Source organism: Pseudomonas sp. WC1, assembly GCF_050586565.1.
In the GTDB taxonomy this organism is placed as follows: Bacteria; Pseudomonadota; Gammaproteobacteria; order Pseudomonadales; family Pseudomonadaceae; genus Aquipseudomonas.
In genome coordinates, this window is sequence record NZ_JBOBDQ010000062.1 from 1 (window position 1) to 16,203 (window position 16,203).

The 16,203-nt window shown below is 60.0% G+C and carries 14 protein-coding genes and 2 pseudogenes; 7 read left to right on the forward strand and 9 right to left on the reverse strand.

Translation table 11 applies throughout. From position 1 onward, the window contains the following. Both ACQ4OD_RS22355 and ACQ4OD_RS22360 read right to left on the reverse strand, forming a co-directional pair. A pseudogene (locus ACQ4OD_RS22355) lies at positions 1-915 on the reverse strand (methyl-accepting chemotaxis protein); the annotation flags it as partial. A 114-nt stretch (positions 916-1,029) separates the two neighbouring features. Continuing rightward, on the reverse strand, positions 1,030-2,427 hold the full coding sequence (locus tag ACQ4OD_RS22360; protein ID WP_258598788.1) for a PLP-dependent aminotransferase family protein: 1,398 nt from the start codon (positions 2,425-2,427) through the stop codon (positions 1,030-1,032). A gap of 116 nt (positions 2,428-2,543) precedes the next feature. Here ACQ4OD_RS22360 and ACQ4OD_RS22365 point away from each other — a divergent pair, with 116 nt between their 5' ends. Beyond that, positions 2,544-3,725: an MFS transporter gene (locus ACQ4OD_RS22365; RefSeq protein ID WP_139672778.1), complete on the forward strand. Its 1,182-nt coding sequence runs from the start codon at positions 2,544-2,546 to the stop codon at positions 3,723-3,725. On the opposite strand, the gene ACQ4OD_RS22370 is transcribed toward ACQ4OD_RS22365, so the two are convergent. Then, complete coding sequence (locus ACQ4OD_RS22370; RefSeq protein ID WP_430944953.1) at positions 3,676-4,437, reverse strand: SDR family oxidoreductase; 762 nt, start codon at positions 4,435-4,437, stop codon at positions 3,676-3,678. The genes ACQ4OD_RS22365 and ACQ4OD_RS22370 overlap by 50 nt on opposite strands. Positions 4,438-4,615: 178 nt before the next feature. Here ACQ4OD_RS22370 and ACQ4OD_RS22375 point away from each other — a divergent pair, with 178 nt between their 5' ends. Further along, the gene (locus ACQ4OD_RS22375; protein ID WP_139672784.1) at positions 4,616-5,617 is read left to right on the forward strand and encodes an NADP-dependent oxidoreductase; all 1,002 of its coding nucleotides are present in this window, start codon (positions 4,616-4,618) and stop codon (positions 5,615-5,617) included. Positions 5,618-5,730: 113 nt separating this feature from the next. Here ACQ4OD_RS22375 and pyrF read toward each other — a convergent pair whose 3' ends face one another. Continuing rightward, positions 5,731-6,432, reverse strand: a complete 702-nt coding sequence (pyrF, locus tag ACQ4OD_RS22380; RefSeq protein WP_102684183.1) for an orotidine-5'-phosphate decarboxylase — start codon at positions 6,430-6,432, stop codon at positions 5,731-5,733. 182 nt (positions 6,433-6,614) lie between these two features. Here pyrF and ACQ4OD_RS22385 point away from each other — a divergent pair, with 182 nt between their 5' ends. Then, a complete protein-coding gene (locus ACQ4OD_RS22385) occupies positions 6,615-6,782 on the forward strand; it encodes a DUF2897 family protein (protein ID WP_139672785.1) in 168 nt (55 codons plus the stop codon). A 46-nt stretch (positions 6,783-6,828) separates the two neighbouring features. On the opposite strand, the gene ACQ4OD_RS22390 is transcribed toward ACQ4OD_RS22385, so the two are convergent. Next, positions 6,829-7,158, reverse strand: coding sequence for a ComEA family DNA-binding protein (locus tag ACQ4OD_RS22390; RefSeq protein ID WP_139672788.1), 330 nt, complete (start codon positions 7,156-7,158; stop codon positions 6,829-6,831). A gap of 228 nt (positions 7,159-7,386) precedes the next feature. Between ACQ4OD_RS22390 and ACQ4OD_RS22395 the strand changes: the two genes are divergently transcribed. The 4 genes and pseudogenes from ACQ4OD_RS22395 to tnpC all read left to right on the forward strand — a co-directional run. Beyond that, positions 7,387-8,127: a metallophosphoesterase gene (locus tag ACQ4OD_RS22395; protein ID WP_139672791.1), complete on the forward strand. Its 741-nt coding sequence runs from the start codon at positions 7,387-7,389 to the stop codon at positions 8,125-8,127. Positions 8,128-8,179: 52 nt separating this feature from the next. Then, the gene (locus ACQ4OD_RS22400) at positions 8,180-9,220 is read left to right on the forward strand and encodes an acyltransferase family protein (protein WP_198754625.1); all 1,041 of its coding nucleotides are present in this window, start codon (positions 8,180-8,182) and stop codon (positions 9,218-9,220) included. Positions 9,221-9,301: 81 nt separating this feature from the next. Further along, complete coding sequence (tnpB, locus tag ACQ4OD_RS22405) at positions 9,302-9,661, forward strand: IS66 family insertion sequence element accessory protein TnpB (RefSeq protein ID WP_232968007.1); 360 nt, start codon at positions 9,302-9,304, stop codon at positions 9,659-9,661. 18 nt (positions 9,662-9,679) lie between these two features. Beyond that, positions 9,680-10,753, forward strand: a pseudogene (tnpC, locus tag ACQ4OD_RS22410) (IS66 family transposase); the annotation flags it as partial. A gap of 134 nt (positions 10,754-10,887) precedes the next feature. Here tnpC and ACQ4OD_RS22415 read toward each other — a convergent pair. From ACQ4OD_RS22415 to ACQ4OD_RS22430, 4 genes are all read right to left on the reverse strand, one after another. Next, positions 10,888-12,882: a polysaccharide biosynthesis protein gene (locus tag ACQ4OD_RS22415; RefSeq protein WP_139673211.1), complete on the reverse strand. Its 1,995-nt coding sequence runs from the start codon at positions 12,880-12,882 to the stop codon at positions 10,888-10,890. A gap of 87 nt (positions 12,883-12,969) precedes the next feature. After that, positions 12,970-13,980, reverse strand: coding sequence for an MraY family glycosyltransferase (locus ACQ4OD_RS22420; protein ID WP_430944954.1), 1,011 nt, complete (start codon positions 13,978-13,980; stop codon positions 12,970-12,972). Continuing rightward, on the reverse strand, positions 13,977-14,942 hold the full coding sequence (locus ACQ4OD_RS22425) for a UDP-glucose 4-epimerase family protein (RefSeq protein WP_139673215.1): 966 nt from the start codon (positions 14,940-14,942) through the stop codon (positions 13,977-13,979). Before ACQ4OD_RS22425 ends, ACQ4OD_RS22420 begins: the two co-directional genes overlap by 4 nt. Further along, positions 14,942-16,195: a glycosyltransferase family 4 protein gene (locus ACQ4OD_RS22430; RefSeq protein ID WP_430944955.1), complete on the reverse strand. Its 1,254-nt coding sequence runs from the start codon at positions 16,193-16,195 to the stop codon at positions 14,942-14,944. The genes ACQ4OD_RS22425 and ACQ4OD_RS22430 overlap by 1 nt, the downstream gene beginning before the upstream one ends. Positions 16,196-16,203 lie beyond the last annotated feature (8 nt).

Sequence of the window (16,203 nt, forward strand, 5' to 3'; positions counted from 1 at the left end):
CAGCGCCAGCGCCGTGGCCGCAGTAATGGCGACGGCGTTGCGTGCCAGTTCGGCCTGCATGGCCTGCTCCTGATCGGCATACACCTGGTCGACACGCGCGGTGACCTGCTCGGCACGCGCCTGCAACTGATCCTTGATACCCCGCTCCTGGCCCAGCAGGTCGGTGTACTCGTTGAGCTTTTCGGAGAAACTGCCGATATGCCCGGCCACTTCGCCCAGCACGCTCTGGTAGCCGGCGTCGGCGACCGAAACCTTGAGCTGGTCGACCAGGGTCGCCGCTTCGACGGTCTGGGCGATGCGGCCCTCGGCGCTGGCTTCACCGCCCTTGCGGCTCTGGTCCAGGCGCACCCGGGCCTCGTCCATGGCCTGCAGCATCAGCCGCGACACCTGCGCCACCTGCCCGGCCTGTTCCAGGAACTCACCACCCTGCTGCCCCTGGGACTGCTTGAGGGTATAGGTGCCATCGTCGGCCAGGCCGGCCTGCAGCACATCGAGGTTGTTGGCCACGCTCGATACCGACCAGCTGGCCATGTCCAGGGCCAGCTCCTTGGCCTGCACCGCCTGGACAAACTGGTCGAAAGCTTGCGCATAGTCATTCAGATCGGCCTCGGTCGAAGCCAGTGCCGGCACGGCCCGGGCCCGCTCCACCAGCCCCTGCAGCCCCGTGCGCAGGGCATCGGCCTCCTTGATGTCCGAGCGCAGGGCGAAGGCCTGTTCGTGCTGGCGCAGCTTCAACAGGTCGGTATTGAACTGAGCCATCTGCCGCAACCCATCGAAGCGCTGGCCGACATTGGCCAGGGCGTACACACCGATAGCAGCCACCACCAGGGTGAGCAGCAACACCAGGGCAAAGCCCAGGCCGAGCTTGCGCGCCATGCCCAGATTGGCCAATACACCGTGCTTGGTCGCCGCCATCACCAACCCCCTCGCCTTATCGGACTTTACCGACAGCAAGAGTGACAATGGCGCCGACTCCGTCACAAGAGCCAGACGCGCCAATGGTGTCATTTAGCTATGAGCCTGTCGCTTTCAGACCGCCGGAGGTCGCCCCGCATGCCGAAAGAACGCCTCGGCCCGGGAATCCTGCCCATAGGCGACATTGATGCGCAGCCAGTCACTGGCCCGGCCGTGCGGATCGAAGGCGCTGCCCGGGGTGAGCAACACGGCATGCTCCAGCGCCAGCCGCTCCAGCTCGGCAAAGTCGCGCCCGGGCACCCGGGCCCAGACGAACATGCCGCCGACCGGCTCGCAGAACACCTCCCAGCCGCAGGCCTCCAGCTGCCGCAACGTCCTGGCCCGGTGCTGGCCCAGGCGCAACCGCAGACGCTGCACGCTCTTGCGATAGCCGCCATTGGCGAGCATCTGCCCGACCACCTGCTCGGCGAAGCGCGAGGTGCCGATGCCCGCGACCATCTTCAGCTCGGCCAGACGCGCCACCAAGGGCGGATCGGCCACCACATAGCCGACCCGCAGCGAACTGCTGAGGGTCTTGGAGAAGCTGCCCAGGTAGATCACCCGTTGCTCACTGTCGAGGGTAGCCAGCCGCGTCGCCGGTCCGTCCTGGAAGTCGGCATAGAGATCATCCTCGACAATCCGCAAGTCATGCCCGCGGGCCAGCTCCAGCAGGCGATAGGCGACCTTGGGCGTCAGGCTGGTGCCGGTCGGGTTCTGGTACAGGCTGTTGATGAACAGACAGCGCGGTCGGTGTTCGGCGAGCAACTGCTCGAGCACGGCCAGGTCTGGACCACTGGCAGTGCGCGGCACCTCAAGCATGTGCACACCGTGCAGGCGCAACAAGTTGTACAGGTTGTAATAGCCGGGGTGCTCCACCAGTACTGTATCGCCCGGCTTCAGCAAGGTTCGCACCAGCAGGTCGAGGGCATGGCTGGCACCCTGGGTGGTGACGATTCGCTCCGGCTCGGCGGCGATATCCAGCCGCGCCAGCCCCTTGTGCAGTTGCAGACGCAGGCTGGCCAGGCCCTGGGGCGGGCAGTAGTCGAACAGCGCCTCGGGCGCGCCACGGCTGACCTGGCGGATGGCCTGGGCCAGTTCAGCCTCGGCTCGCCAGGCCACGGGCAACCAGCCGCAGCCGAGCTTGAGCAGTTGCTCATGCCCTTCGCGGAACTGCCGCCAACTGCCGTCGATCGCCTCGCCCCACGGCTCGCCGGGGTCGGGCCGCAGGCCCGGCTTGCGCTCGGCGACGAAAAAGCCTGCGCCATGCCGCGCCTCCAGCCAGCCATTTGCCGCCAGGCGGTCGTAGGCCTCGATCACGCACGACGCGCTGACCGCCTGGGCCTTGGCCAGCGCGCGGATCGACGGCATGCGAGCTCCGGGACGCAGGCGCTGCTGTTCGATCCAGGCCTGCAGGTGCTCGGTCAGTTGCTGGACCAACGGGGTGGGGAGTTCGCGGTCAAGATTGAAGTGCATGGCAAGTGTTCGGAGATTTCAGACAAACAGTTAAGCACAAAAAACGGCAGAGTGTGCCTTGGCGAACAGCCGCCCTAGATTGGATGCTGGGCGCAATCGATCTTGCGGATATCCCTATGCCCACTCGCCACGCCCCGGCCCTGCTGGCCTTCGCCCTGTGCCTGATCACCCTTGCCGTCAATCTCCAGGCCCCGCTGTACATCACCTACGCCGACCTCTCCGGGCAAGGCGCCGCAGCGACCGCCGTGGCTTTCTCCGGGTACGTGCTCGGCGTATTGCCAGTGCTGCTGGCCCTCGGCGGCCTGGCCGATCGGGTCGGCCGACGCCCGTTGATCCTGGTCGCACTCGCCCTGTCGATGATCGCCACCTTGATCATGCTGCTGTCCCCCAGCCTGGCCTCCCTGGGCGTGGCGCGCTTGTTCCTGGGCCTGGGCACCGGCTTGGCGTCGGCCACGGCCACCGCGTACATGAGCGAGCTGATGCGGCCCGGCGAAAGTGACCGCGCCGCGATCTGGGTCACCGCCAGCACTTCCTTGGGTTTTGGCCTCGGCGCGGCGTTGACCAGCCTGTTCCTGCTGCGCGGGCAGACACTCACCCCTGGCAGCTTCCATCTGCAACTGGCGCTCGCCACCTTTGCCCTCGCGCTGGTCTGGCGCCTGCCAGACCCACGCCCGACGCAACGCAGCGCCATGCTGCGCCTGCCGTGCTATCCCAGCGGCAGCCTGGCCTATGGCCTGGCGATCCTGCTGGCCTGGGCCTGTGTCGGGCTGGTCATCGCGTTGCTGCCGGGGATCCTGCGCCAGCACGGCCTGAGCGCCTGGTCGGGATTCTCGACCTTCTGCGTGATCAGTTGCGGCCTGCTGTTCCAGCCCCTGGCCCGACGCATGGCCAGTGCCCGGGCGACCTTGGTCGGACTGCTGATCCTGCCGTGCAGTTACGCGCTGCTGGCCTGGGGCGCTGACAGTGGCAACCTGCTGGGCGTTTTGATGGGCGCCGTGGCCGCCAGCAGCGCCTGCTATGGCTTCCTCTACCTGGGCGGGCTGGCGGCAGTGAATCAGTTGGCCGGCCAGGAAAAAACCCGGGCCAGTGCCGGGTTCTTCCTGCTGGCCTACCTGGGGTTCAGCCTGCCGGTGATCTTTACCGGGCTGCTCAGTGACCGGCTGGGGTCACGGTTGGCCTTGATCGTGTTTGGTGGCGTGTTGCTGCTGGGCTGCGCGGCGGTGGCGCTGGCCCTGTGGCTGGTCTCGGTCAGATCGCCAGCGCGCCACCGTCGACCGTCAGGCTGTGCCCCGTCGTGAACGCCGCGCCATCGCTGCACAGGTACAGCACCGCGCTGGCGATCTCCTCGACCTTGCCGATACGCCCGACCGGGTGCATCGCCGCAGCGAACTCGGCCTTGCGCGGATCAGCCTCGTAGGCGCGGCGGAACATGTCGGTGTCGATCACCGCCGGGCACACCGCATTGACCCGGATACCCTTCTTCGCGTACTCGATGGCCGCCGATTTGGTCAGTCCTATAACCGCGTGCTTGGAGGCGGCATAGATGCTCATTTTCGGCGCCGCCGACAGGCCGGCCACCGAGGCCGTGTTGACGATAGCGCCGCCGCCTTGGGCCAGCAGCAGGGGCAGCTGATACTTCATGCACAGCCAGACGCCCTTGACGTTGACGCCTATGATCGCGTCAAACTCCGCCTCGCTGCCCTCTGCCAATCGCCCCTTCTCGATTTCGATGCCGGCATTGTTGAAGGCGTAGTCCAGACGCCCGTATACCTCGACCACCCGCTCGTGCAACTGCCGCACATCTTCGTCCCGGGTAACATCGCAGGCGATGAACAATGCTTCGCCACCATTCTGGCGAATAAGCGCCACGGTGCCTTCGCCACCGTTCGCATCACGGTCGGCCACCACCACCTTGAGCCCCTCGGCGGCGAATGCCTGGGCCGTCGCCCGGCCGATGCCCGCCGCGCCACCGGTGACCAGGGCAACCTGGCCGGAGAAAGTCATGCTCATCACTGGCTCCTGCAAAAGATGGGAAGTCGTGGCTGAGTCTAGTCAGAGCGCCGCTGAGCTGGGCAGCATCATCAAGGGTACGGTTGGACTACTATCGTTCGCAGTGATCTTGCGTGACGCGGCCCATTCAACCCGCCGATCATCCCCCCTCACACTCGTTCGTTCAGGAGAACTCGCCATGCCCCACACCAACCGCCGTTTCCTGCTGACCAAGCGCCCGGTCGGCGCCGTGCGCCGTGACGACTTCACCTATGAGCAGGCCCCTGCCGCCGAGCCGGGCGAAGGCCAGGTGCTGGTGAAAAACCTCTACCTGTCCCTGGACCCTGCCATGCGCGGCTGGATGAACGAAGGCAAGTCGTACATCCCCCCGGTGGGCCTTGGCCAGGTGATGCGCGCACTCGGCGTGGGCGAAGTGGTCAGTTCCAAGCACCCGGACTACAAGCCCGGCGACCATGTCAGCGGCGCCCTCGGCGTGCAGGACTACTTCACCGGTGAACCTCAGGGCCTGCACAAGATCGACCCGCGTCTGGCCCCCCTGCCGCGCTACCTGTCCGCCCTAGGCATGACCGGCATGACCGCCTACTTCGCCCTGCTCGATGTCGGCCAGCCCAAGGCCGGCGACACCGTGGTGATTTCCGGCGCCGCCGGCGCGGTCGGCAGCATTGCCGGGCAGATCGCCAAGCTCAAGGGTTGCCGCGTGGTCGGCATCGCCGGCGGCGCGCAAAAATGCCAGTACCTGCTGGATGAACTGGGCTTCGACGGGGTCATCGACTACAAGGCCGAAGACGTGCTCGCCGGGCTCAAGCGCGAATGCCCCAAAGGCGTGGATGTGTACTTCGACAATGTCGGCGGCGATATCCTCGATGCCGTTCTGTCGCGCCTGAACTTCAAGGCCCGGGTGGTGATCTGCGGCGCCATCAGCCAGTACAACAACAAGGAAGCGGTCAAGGGCCCGGCCAACTACCTGGCGCTGCTGGTCAACCGCGCGCGCATGGAAGGCTTTGTGGTGATGGACTACGTCAAGGAGTACGGCAAGGCCGCGCAGGAAATGGCCGGCTGGCTGGCCAGCGGCAAGGTCAAGAGCAAGGAGGATGTGGTGGAAGGCTTGGAAACCTTCCCCGAGACGCTGCTCAAGCTGTTCAGCGGGGAGAATTTCGGCAAGTTGGTGCTGAAAGTCTGATCATTGCGGGCTGCGCTCACGCGCAGACAGGTTTGTGGGAGCGGGCTTGCCCCGCGATGGCGATTACCTGAGCTGACGCCATCGCGGGCAAGCCCGCTCCCACGATCCCTGATTTAACCGCGGATTTCAGCCACCACAGCAGCCAACGCCTTAGCCGGATCCGCCGCCTGGCTGATCGGACGCCCGATCACCAGGTAATCGGAACCGGCGTCCAGTGCCTGGCGCGGGGTCAGGATCCGGCGCTGGTCATCCTGGGCGCTTCCCGCCGGGCGGATACCCGGGGTCACCAGTTGCAGCGACGGGTGCGCCGCCTTCAGCGCTGGCGCTTCCAGCGCCGAACACACCAGGCCATCCATGCCGGCCTTCTGCGCCAACGCCGCCAGGCGCAGCACCTGCTCCTGCGGGTCGACATCCAGGCCGATACCAGCCAAGTCCTCGCGCTCCATGCTGGTCAGCACGGTCACGCCGATCAGCAGTGGCTGCGGGCCGCTGCGCTTGGCCAGCTCTTCACGGCAAGCAGACATCATGCGCAGGCCACCGGAGCAGTGCACGTTGACCATCCACACGCCCATCTCTGCCGCGGCCTTGACCGCCATCGCAGTGGTGTTGGGGATATCGTGGAACTTAAGGTCGAGGAACACTTCGAAGCCCTTGCTGCACAGGGTCTCGACGATTCCCGCAGCGCTGCTGGTGAACAGTTCCTTGCCCACCTTGACCCGGCACAGGGCGGGGTCGAGCTGGTCGGCCAGCTTCAGGGCGGCGTCACGGGTGGGAAAATCCAGGGCGACGATCAGGGGCGTCTGGCAGGCGGACATGGGCAGGGTCTCTTGGCAAGTCGTAAACGGCGCGCATTGTAAACGAAGTGGGGCGGGGTTTGGGGGCCGTGGGTCATGAGAATTGGCCTGGGCGGGGGGGGCTCCTATAATGGAACCAACGGCTGCGGCAATGGCTCGAATGCCATGTAAGCGGTGCCCTGTACGCTTTCTGGAGAATCTCGATGCCTTGGTATGCCTGGTTGATACTGCTTGTTGCGCTTGGGTCGATTGTCGGCGGGTTGATGCTGCTGCGGGACACGGCGAAGAAGTTGCCGTTGACGGAGGAGCAACTCAAAAAGATTCATGAGCGAAATGCTGAAATGGATGCCAAGGAAGCGAAGGACCGTTAAGGCCGCTCATTCGTGGGGCAGACTTGCACACCTGCCCCAACCAGTCTCAATTGACCGTTAACTTGTCACGATTACGCTCCAAGATAGCCTTTCCGATGCCTTCGACCTCAAGCAACTCCTCTACCGTAGCGAAATCCCCATTATTGTCGCGATAGGCGACAATGGCTTCGGATTTGGATTGGCCGACCCCTGACAACTCACGCTGCAAGGTCGAGGCATCGGCGGTATTGATATTGAGTTTGCCAACACCCTGCTCCGCGGTGACCGCTGCCGACGGCAGTTCGGCCACCATCGGCGTGTTTTGTACAGCACCGGCACCCAGGGTGAAAGAAGCAGCGATAGCCGTCAGCAAGGCGGTGAAAATATTGTGGCGCATAGGAGTTTCTCCATGGTTTCTTGGGTTCGAGAAGCAGCTTTTCCTTAGCTGCTTCTCAACGCTAGACGCCAGAATTTCGACTAGCAAACTGGGACAGGCTGGAATTGCTTTCCAAATAATTCAACGAGTTGTCGCACCGCACAGGACACCTTCCTGCAACACTTGGATACTGGTAAAATTGTGCCCCACGCCAACGCCATTGGACCAGGCGCCCCTCAGAGTACCGCCTTGTATACACCGACTCACAGTACGTTCTTTCGCTCCTTTGCGGCCAATACCAAAGGGCGGGATTTCGTCGTTGGTGACGTCCACGGGCATTTCGAGTTGCTGGAGGAGCTGCTGACGCAGATTCACTTCCAGCCCGCGGCAGACCGCCTATTTGTTACTGGCGATGTAATAGATCGTGGACCTCGGTCACATGACGTCCTGACATGGCTGGACAAACCGTGGTTCCACTCGGTCAGGGGCAATCACGAGCAGATGGTGCTCGATTACGTAGCTGGCGTGGGGGACCCTCCACGTCACGCACGCAACGGCGGAGCGTGGTTCTATGAGCTTGCGTCGCTGGAACAGCAGCAAATTGCCGAACGGCTGCTTGAGCTGCCCATTGCCATGCAGGTTTCTCTGCCTTCGGGAGAAAACGTCGGGATTATCCATGCCGAATCTCCTTGCTGGAAAGACGACCTGAGTTGGCTCGATGCCGTCGCATCGCTGAGCTCCCCCGATCACGAGATCCAGCGCGCGGCCCTGACCCAAGCACTTTATGCCAGAGGCCGGATCAGTTCACATGACGAACAACCCGTAAGGGGCGTGGATCGCTTGTATGTCGGACATTCGACTACCCCTGATGTCCTGCACCTGGGTAACGTGATCTACATTGACACCGGATGCTCCTTTGCCGACGGGAGGCTGACTGCAATTAACCTGTTGAATGGCAAGGCGTGGTCCTGTCCCTTCCCCCCAATCTAATCAATCTATGCCTGACGGAGTCCACCTCGTGCTGCTTGGAGCCCACCAAACAATGAGACCCCTGAGCGAGAAATGTGTAACGTTTTTCGATTTTTTGAGATTTGGTCTCGCTCAAGTTGTCCTGATCGGGCACGGCATCGGAATGTTCTACAACTACTGGGGCGGTTTCTTCCCAGAGCGTATTCCGTATCTGCAGCAGATCGCCGTGGTCGGATTTTTCTTCGTCTCCGGCTTTCTGATCTGCCGTAGTGTCATGACGAACTTCAAATACAAAGGAGGCGATGCCACACACTATTTTGTAGATCGTTTTGCGCGCATCTACACGACACTGATCCCATCCTTGCTGTTTGTACTGGTGGCCGACCTTCTGTTCTCCTGCGCCTACCCTGAGGCTGCACTGCTGACCTACGTCAGTGCGAAGAACTTCATATACAACCTGGGTTTGATACCTTCAATGCCACTTGGTACTTTGCGGCCCATTTGGAGCCTGATGTTCGAGTGGTGGATATATATACTGTTCGGCGGCCTGGTGTTCTTCCGCAAGCGTTGGTTCCTTTGCCTCATATGCATCTGGATGGGCGCCAAATACACCTTCACGGTCAATGCTCAGGGTGAGGCCGGGCACCTTGAGGTGATATGGTTTGCCGGTGCTCTAGGGGCCTTCTGGTTCGACCGCCTGACCCAGCGCACGGAAATCGCACGCTTGAGCTGGCCCGCGTTCATCGGCGCCGTCGCCATTTACCTATATACCAAAAACAGCTACCACTTGGTCGCCGGCCTGCTGATGACGCTCGGGTTGGTTCTGCTGGCAGCCAGGCTAAATAGCGATGAAGAAGCCGTAAGCCAGGTAAAGAAGCAGCGCTACGCAGCGCTGGCAGGTTTCAGCTTCACCCTGTTCATGACCCATTACACTGTCCTTTACTGGATCCAACAAGCGCTCGGTAGCACCACGATCGGCTTCCTATCGTCCATATTGCTGGCCAACCTTCTGGCATTTGCCCTTGCCTACTGTACCGAGCGACACCACAAGACAGTTGCCGTACTTTTGCTTGAACTCGTTCGCCGGCGTCGCTGGCGCTTGAGCCAACCGTAAGCGCTCCATAAACCCCACATTCAAAGCGCTCAGCTGATCGCCGATGCTGTGCTCCCGATTTCTTTCTGGAGCCAGCACGCCATGATGCGTCCCGACGCCAAAGTCGAAAAAGTCTATCTCTACCCCAAGCCCGTCGACTTCCGAAAATCCATTGATGGCTTGGCGGCGCTGGTCGAGTTGGACATCAAGGTGGCGGTGTTCGACCCCGTGCTCTTCGTATTTCTCAACAAATCCCGCAACCGTGTGAAGATCTTGTACTGGGAGCGTAACGGCTTCTGTCTTTGGCTCAAGCGTCTGGAATCCGAGCGATTCAAAGCATCACCTGACGCCACCGACGAAGCGATTGTCCTCACCGTCCAGGAACTGAACTGGTTACTCGACGGTTTTGACCTCTGGCGCAATCGCCCGCATCAGGTTTTGACGCCGCGATTCGTCGCCTGATTCGGTATAATCCGGGGCATGATTCCCATGCCCGAAGACCTTCCCGATGACCCCGTACTGCTCAAGCAGATGCTTGCGCAGTTATTGATGGAGCGCACGGTCGATAAGGGCCAGATCGTCGATCTCAAAGAGCAGGTCAAGCTACTGCGCGACCGCCTGTTCAGTCGCAAGTCCGAGCAGACCGTTGAAACCAACACGCCGCAGCTCGCGTTGTTCAACGAACCGGAAAGCCTGTCGATACCTCCGGTCGATGACGATGAAGAAGTGGTCGCGCCAACTCTGCGTCGTGGCAAGCGCAAACCGCTGTCCGCTGACCTGCCGCGCATTGAAATCATCCACGAACTGCCCGAACACGAGCAGGCCTGTGCCTGTGGTTGTCGCAAACATGTGATCGGTGAAGAAACCAGCGAGCAGTTGGATATCGTGCCGATGCAGATCCGGGTGATCAAACACATCCGTAAAGTTTACGGTTGCCGTGGTTGTGAAGCCGCTCCGGTCACCGCTGACAAACCCGCACAGTTGATCGAGAAGAGCATGGCCAGCCCGAGCGTGCTGGCCATGCTGTTGACCACCAAGTATGTCGATGGCTTACCGCTGCACCGTTTTGAAACGGTGCTGAGCCGACACGGTATCGAGATTCCGCGTCAGACCTTGGCGCGCTGGGTGATTCAGTGCGGCGAGCACCTGCAACCACTGCTGAATCTGATGCGCGACCGGTTGCTGGAAAGCCCAGTCATCCATTGTGATGAAACGCGCGTCCAAGTCCTTAAAGAACCGGATCGAGACCCGACCAGCCAATCCTGGATGTGGGTGCAAGCCAGTGGGCCACCGGATCGGAAAGTCGTGCTGTTCGACTACACCTCCAGCCGTGCGCAGGAGGTGCCGTTGCGATTGCTGGAAAGTTATCGCGGCTATGTGATGACAGACGATTACGCGGGTTACAACGCCTTGGCGTTGCAGCCGGGTGTCGAACGATTGGCGTGCATGGCGCATGCACGTCGCAAGTTTGTTGAAGCTCAGAAAGTGCAGCCCAAGGGCAAAGCCGGACGCGCGGATATGGCGCTGTCATTGATCAATAAGCTGTATGGCATCGAACTGTTCACCGGAAATGCCACGATAAACCGTGTCTCGATCTTGCGGAAGGTGGGGTTCATGGATCGCTTACAGCCAACCCTCCAACTGACACCCAAGCAAAAAATTCCCGGCAAATGCCGGGAATTTTCAAGTCAGGGGTCCAGTCGCCGCTGCTGATAGATCCAGTCAACAATCTCTCCATCCGGGGTATAGCCACTGACCGTTTCACGCAACAGCTGCCGAACGTGGGAATAGTCATCGCCCTTGACCGCACTCTGCAACTCGTCGAGCCGCTCTTTCAAGACTTCCCAGGACAGATAGTCCTCATGAGCACTCATGATCATGGGATGGCGCGTGGCCACAACGTTGTCACCGATCAGCAACTCCTCGTAGAGTTTTTCCCCAGGACGCAGCCCCGTAAACTCAATGGCAATATCACCATGAGGGTTGCGCTCAGAGCGCGTGCTGAAGCCGGACAGATGGATCATCTTTTCCGCGAGTTCGACGATCCGTACCGGCTCCCCCATATCCAACACAAAGACGTCCCCACCCTGCCCCATGGAGCCGGCCTGAATGACCAGCTGTGCAGCTTCCGGAATGGTCATGAAATAGCGAGTAATCTTCGGATGGGTGACCGTCAATGGGCCACCCGCTTTGATCTGCTTGTGAAACAGCGGAATAACCGACCCAGAAGAGCCCAGTACATTGCCGAAGCGAACCATCGTGAAACGGGTCTTGTTGACGTGCGATACATTAGCGGTATCGCCAAACAACACCGGAGCCAGCTCACGGCTAAGCGCCTGTAGCGTCATTTCCGCCAAGCGCTTGGTACTCCCCATGACATTGGTCGGGCGTACAGCCTTGTCGGTGGAGATGAGCACGAAGTTCGAGACTCCGGCCTGCAAAGCAGCCTGCGCAGTATTCAAGGTGCCAATGACATTGTTCAGCACGCCTTCAGCGATGTTGTGCTCGACCATTGGTACATGCTTGTAGGCTGCGGCGTGATACACCGTGTCGACACGCCAGGCTTTCATGATGTCAAGCATCTGAGCCTGATTGCGCACCGAACCGAGAAATGGCAGCAGCTTGATCGCCAGCGACTCTCTTGCGATGCGTTGCTCCAGCTCGGAGAGAATACTATAGAGGTTGAATTCGCTGTGTTCGAACAACAACAACACACGAGGTTTCAGGCCAATAATCTGTCTGCACAACTCTGATCCGATCGAACCGCCGGCTCCAGTCACCATGACCGACTGACCAGCAATACAACGTTCCAGCAGGTCAGCCTGTGCAGGGACCGCATCGCGCCCCAGCAAGTCGGCGATGTCGACCTCCTGAATGTCGTCAAGCTTTACCCGACCGCTGGCAAGATCCATGAACCCTGGGATGCTACGAACATGCAAGGGAAAACCCTCGAGAAAGCCGAGAATTTCCCGACGCCGCCCCCGTGTTGCCGAGGGAATGGCCAGGAGAATTTCCTGCGCCCCAGTGTGATCGATCATCCGCTGTAAATGACGTGGCTTGTAAACCTGCAACCCTGAAATCACGCGGTCCGCAATGCTACTGTCGTCATCTATGAAAGCCACTGGGCGCATTACCTTGCCAAGGCGCAATGCGGCTACTAACTGGTTGCCCGCCGCACCAGCGCCATAAATCGCCACTTTGGGCAGGCCATCATCACGACTGGTGAAGGGTACGTGCTGCGCCGCAGTGAACCAGTCACCCAGAAAGTATTGCCGCATAGCCAGCCGCAAACCACCTACCATCACCAGGCTCAACCACCAGTAGTTGAAAATGATCGAGCGCGGCACCACGTTCTGGTGATTGCTGTACCAATAGACTACAACACCCAGAATCAGTGAGGAAAGGCTGACAGCCTTGATGATGGCAATGAGGGCATCATTCCCGAAATAACGCATGACCGCGCGGTACATACCAAAACGGATAAACAAAGGGACAGCGACGATTGGCGCACTGGTGAACAGCCAGAAGTGGTCCTTGATGGGGTTGGCCATTTCGTCGATACCTAGACGCACGACAAACGCCAGCCACAACGCAACCCAGACCAATACGACGTCAGTCGACACCTGCAACAGGCGCTTTTGACGACGTGGCAAGCCCACTAGAAATGCCCGCAACCTATCCATAACCCCCTCGAACACCTTTGCTGCTCCCATAATTATCTACAGCTGTAACTAGATACGGGCTGCACACTGGCACCACGTGAATCTGTCTCACTCCAGCGCACCGGCTCGATAGCGGACAGCTATCACAACCAGCGGTACATAAGCGATCACCACGCCCAGCGCACCATCCAAGTCCAGCAGAATGACGCACATGGCGATTGGCAACAACCAGAACAGATTCAGCCCCCCCACCGCCAGTGTGACAGGAAGATGCTTACCGTACAGCCGCGAGGCAAACTGGTAGGCGTGACTGCGATGTGCCTCATAGACCCTATCGCCTCGGGACAGGCGACGTATAAGTGTATAAGTGGCATCGACGATGAATACACCAAGCAAAATCAGCCAGCACCAAAACAGTTGTGAGGACGCCCAAGCCGCCTGCAACGACAGCACGCCCAGGGCAATCCCGAGAAACCCGCTCCCCGCATCGCCCATGAAAATGCGTGCAGGCGGGAAGTTCCAGTATAGGAAACCGACAACCGCCATGGCCAGCAGCAACGGCAACATCACCAACTGCTCGAACCCTGCGAGCCAGTAAAGCAGACACGCCCCCAGGCAGGCACAAATAGCCTCGACACTGGCGATGCCGTCGATACCGTCCATGAAGTTGTAGAGGTTCAATATCCAAACCAAGTAGAAGACAGCAATACCCACCCCGAACCAGCCAAGGTCGACTTGCACCCCAAACACATGGACAGCTGGAAAGCCCCCCAACCAGACCAGCGCCCAAACTGCCGCCAGGAAATGCCCGAGCAATCGCCAACGGGCAGCGATATGGCCATGGTCATCCATGAATCCAATGACTGCGATCAGTGCACCAGACCCGCCCAAAGCACCCAGCACGCTCATCTGCGCGCTGCCTCCCGCGGCCAACACCACCAGCGCAACAAGAAAGGCAACCACGATCGCAACACCGCCACCTCTTGGCGTCGGAACGGCATGTGAACTGCGCGCATTTGGAATATCAATGATACTTCTGGCCAGTGCGTAGCGTCGTAAAACAGCAGTCAACGCCAAAGACAGCACCGCGACCAGTGGAATCAGCCATCCTAAAGTCATTTTTTTATTTTTTCCTGATAGTCACGAGCAGTCAGAGCGAGTGCTTCATCAACACTAAGCGGCGGCTTCCAGCCCAGCAGCGAACACGTTTTTTCAATATCGACTTGAAGTGAGCCACACAAGCGCTGCGACAGGGAATGCTTGCCCAGCACAACCGCGCCCACCTCCAGGAGACGACTGGGGACAGGCAGCAGTCGAGCAGGTCGCCCCAGTGCCTTGGCCATGCGGCGAAGCAGCGCGGAGGTCGAAAGATCCTCTGCGTCACTGACCAAAAACGTCTGGTTCGCAGCCGCAGGGTGATCCACGCAGGTGACCACTAGATCGGCCAGATTACCCAACGCCACCAAGCTGCGACGGTTATCGATCGCGCCGAAAGGCAGAGGTACCCCTTTGTCCAGCCAACGCATCATGGCCAGGAAGTTAGCTTTGACCCCCGGCCCATAGACCAAGACCGGGCGGATAATCACCACCTCCAACCCGACTTCCCGTGCCAAAGCCCGCAGCCCCTCCTCCGCCTCCATTTTTGAAACACCATAGGGATCTACAGGAGCTGGCAAGTCATCAGCGGTATAGGGACTGCCCTTGGGCGTACCCTCACCATTAACCTTGATAGAACTTACGAAGACAAATCGCCTGACTCCAGCTGTCGCAGCTTGCCGTGCTAGCCTCAACGTCCCCTCGACATTGACCTTGCGAAAAGCTGCCAATGGGTCGCTCTCTGTATCGTTCATTACGTGAACACGAGCAGCAGAGTGAATGACGACGTCCACACCGGCAAGCGCAGCATGCCAGTCGGTAACGCCGTCCAGAGACTCAATGCAGACCGGCACCACGCGAGGGTCCAGTTGCATTGGGGGCTGACGAAATGCCGCAACCACGGACTGCCCCTCGGCGAGAAGCAACTCAAGAATTGCGCTGCCCACAAAACCGGAAGCCCCGGTCAACAACACGGTATGCGACATCATTTCCCTGCCTTGCGTAGGGTAGCTTCACAAAAAAGAGTTTCCAGGCGCGCCATCAACTTAGGCTTGGAATAATGCTCCAGGTAATACTCCCGCCCGGCCTCGCCCATCTGCCTGCGCTGCGCACTCGGAGTGCCGGCAAGGTCACTGACAATCCGGGCAAGCCCCTGAGCATCACCGGAATCACAGGCAAAGCCGGCACCAGACTCGTGAATGACCCGGGCTGCCTCACCGTTGATCATCCCCAGCAGCGGCCGTCCGGAAGCCAGGTATGCCTGAACCTTGCCTGGGATAGTCTTCTGGAATACATCGTTGGTCTTCAACGTGACCAGCAAGGCATCGGCCTGGGCGAACAGCGCAGGCATGGCCTCCAGAGGGTGACGGCCAAGCAATCTCACGTTGTCCAAGCCACGCGCCTGCACTTGCTCAGCCAGCCAGGTACTCATGCGCCCATCACCAACGATGGCCCAGCGGACCGAAGCTTCACCGCGCAGTGCCTCGGCGGCATCCAGCACTGCCGGGAAATCCTGAGCCTCCCCCAGGTTACCGGCAAAAACCACAGTAAATACCGACGGATCTGACTCCAGCAAACTACTGGTAACAGTCCCTGGCACAGAGAAATCGTCCTCGGCCCAACTGGGAAAGTACACCAGACGCTCATCAGAAATATGACGTGTGCAGTATTGTTTGACGTTCTCCAGAAATCCATGGGACTGCAAAAGTAAATAATCGGTGCGGTTATAGATCCATGAAACCATTCGTCCAACCAGTGACAACAAACGCGGGTTGCGGAGAACGCCGACCGCCCTGAGAGTTTCAGGCCACAGATCCAGTACCCAGACAAATACTGGGGCTTGCTTCAGACGCCCGATCACAATGGCAGGTATTGCCGCCATGATCGGCGATACGGCGTAGACGAACAGGACGTCGAACTTTCGACCACGCAACTTGAACGCGCCTACCGTGGAGGCACTTAGGAAAAACGAGGCGTAGTTCATGATCAACCGAAGACTGCGTTTACCACGCGACAACATCGGGACCCTGACGACATCGGCCCCGTGGTAGGACGCAAAATCGCCAGGCGATGCCCGATAGCTGGCAAATACATCGCCTTCCGGATAGTTCGGCAAACCGGTCAGTACGGTCACCTCGTGACCTTTTTCCCTCAGGTCGCGGACCAAGTCATTGATCCGCATGTTCTCCGGCCAAAAATACTGGGTAACGACTAGCACTCTCAGCTTCTTATCAGGCATGCCTACCA